Source organism: Pseudonocardia pini (genome assembly GCF_013870575.1).
Taxonomy (GTDB): Bacteria; Actinomycetota; Actinomycetes; order Mycobacteriales; family Pseudonocardiaceae; genus Pseudonocardia; species Pseudonocardia pini.
In genome coordinates, this window is the sequence record NZ_JACBXB010001083.1 from 1 (window position 1) to 1,395 (window position 1,395).

At 73.0% G+C, this 1,395-nt stretch carries 2 protein-coding genes; one reads left to right on the top strand and one right to left on the bottom strand.

Translation table 11 applies throughout. The features are described from left to right. The coding region (locus H5J29_RS32715; RefSeq protein WP_181784760.1) for a universal stress protein at nucleotides 1-273 on the top strand (273 nt) is incomplete at its 5' end. Nucleotides 274-331: 58 nt separating this feature from the next. On the opposite strand, the gene lexA is transcribed toward H5J29_RS32715, so the two are convergent. Then, a complete protein-coding gene (gene lexA, locus H5J29_RS32720; protein WP_181784761.1) occupies nucleotides 332-1,042 on the bottom strand; it encodes a transcriptional repressor LexA in 711 nt (236 codons plus the stop codon). Nucleotides 1,043-1,395 lie beyond the last annotated feature (353 nt).

Consider the following 1,395-nt stretch of genomic DNA (forward strand, 5'->3'; position numbering starts at 1 on the left):
GTGGTCGCCCCGACCGAGGCGGACGTGCCCGCCGCCACCGAGACCGCGCACAAGGGCATCGCCCAGGCGCCGGTGGAGATCGACGCGCTCACGGACGTCGTCGTCGGCCGCTCGGTCGCGGAGACCCTCGCCGACCTGCCCGAACGCACGGACGTCCTGGTCGTGGGATCGCGCGGGTACCCGATGATGAAGAGACTGCTGCTCGGCGGGGTGGCCGGCGTGCTGGTGCGCTCCGCGCGCTACCCCGTGATCGTGGTCCCCGCGCCCGCCTAGTGCCTGTTCCCGCGGGTCCGGACGGCACCCGGCCGACGAGCCGGGTGCCGCGGGTGGGTCAGAGCCTGCGGAGGACCGTGACGACCCGGCCGAGGATGGTGGCCTCGTTGCCGTCGATCGGCTCGTAGGCGGGGTTGGCGGGCATCAGCCACACCTGCCCCGCGGTGCGCTTGAAGGTCTTGACGGTGGCTTCGCCGTCGATCATCGCGGCCACGATCTCGCCCTGCTCGGCCACCGGCTGCTGCCGGACGACGACCCAGTCTCCGTCCATGATGGCGGCCTCGATCATCGAGTCCCCCTTCACGTGGAGCAGGAACAGCTCGCCCTCGCCGACGATCTCTCGCGGCAGCGGGAACACACCCTCCACGGCCTGCTCGGCCAGGATCGGCCCACCGGCCGCGATGCTGCCCAGCACCGGGACGAACGCGGGCGCGGGGCGCTCCGCGGAGACCGCGGCCGGGTCCGTGGACTCGGTGTCCTCCTCCGGGCTGCGGACGTCCACCGCGCGAGTCCGGTTCGGGTCCCGCCGCAGGTAGCCCTTGCGTTCGAGGGTGCGCAGCTGGTGGTGGACCGACGAGGTGGACGTGAGGCCCACCGCGTCGCCGATCTCGCGGACGCTCGGCGGGTAGCCGAAGCGGTCCACCCAGTCCCGGATCACCGCCAGGACCTTGCGCTGTCGGGGGGTGAGCGTCGTCGGGTCCGCCGGTGGGTCCGGGAAGGCGCGTACCTGCCCGGGCTCGCCGCCGGTGTCGGACTCGTCCCGTGCCATCTCCCTGCCGCCTCCTCGTGTGCCGCTGATGTTCCACGTCCCCGGGCCCGTCAGCCGCTCGGGGACCGGCCCGCACGCCGCCTCCTGCTCGCGGGCGCCGCGCCTGCCGATGCCGCGGTCCGTCGATGTCGGACCGTAGCCCGGATCCGGTCGTTCGCCAAACACATGTTCGAACGACACGCCGATCGTGTCGGCGCGGAGAAGTGACGGCGTGCGTCCACGATGGTACAAACTCGCACAGACGTTCGATCGAACAAGCGTGCGAGTCCCGGGCCGAGCGGCGCGGACGAGGGAAGGGGTCCGCGATGGCGGGGTCGACGGGGCACGGCGGGGGCGTGGCAGTGGTCGGCGTG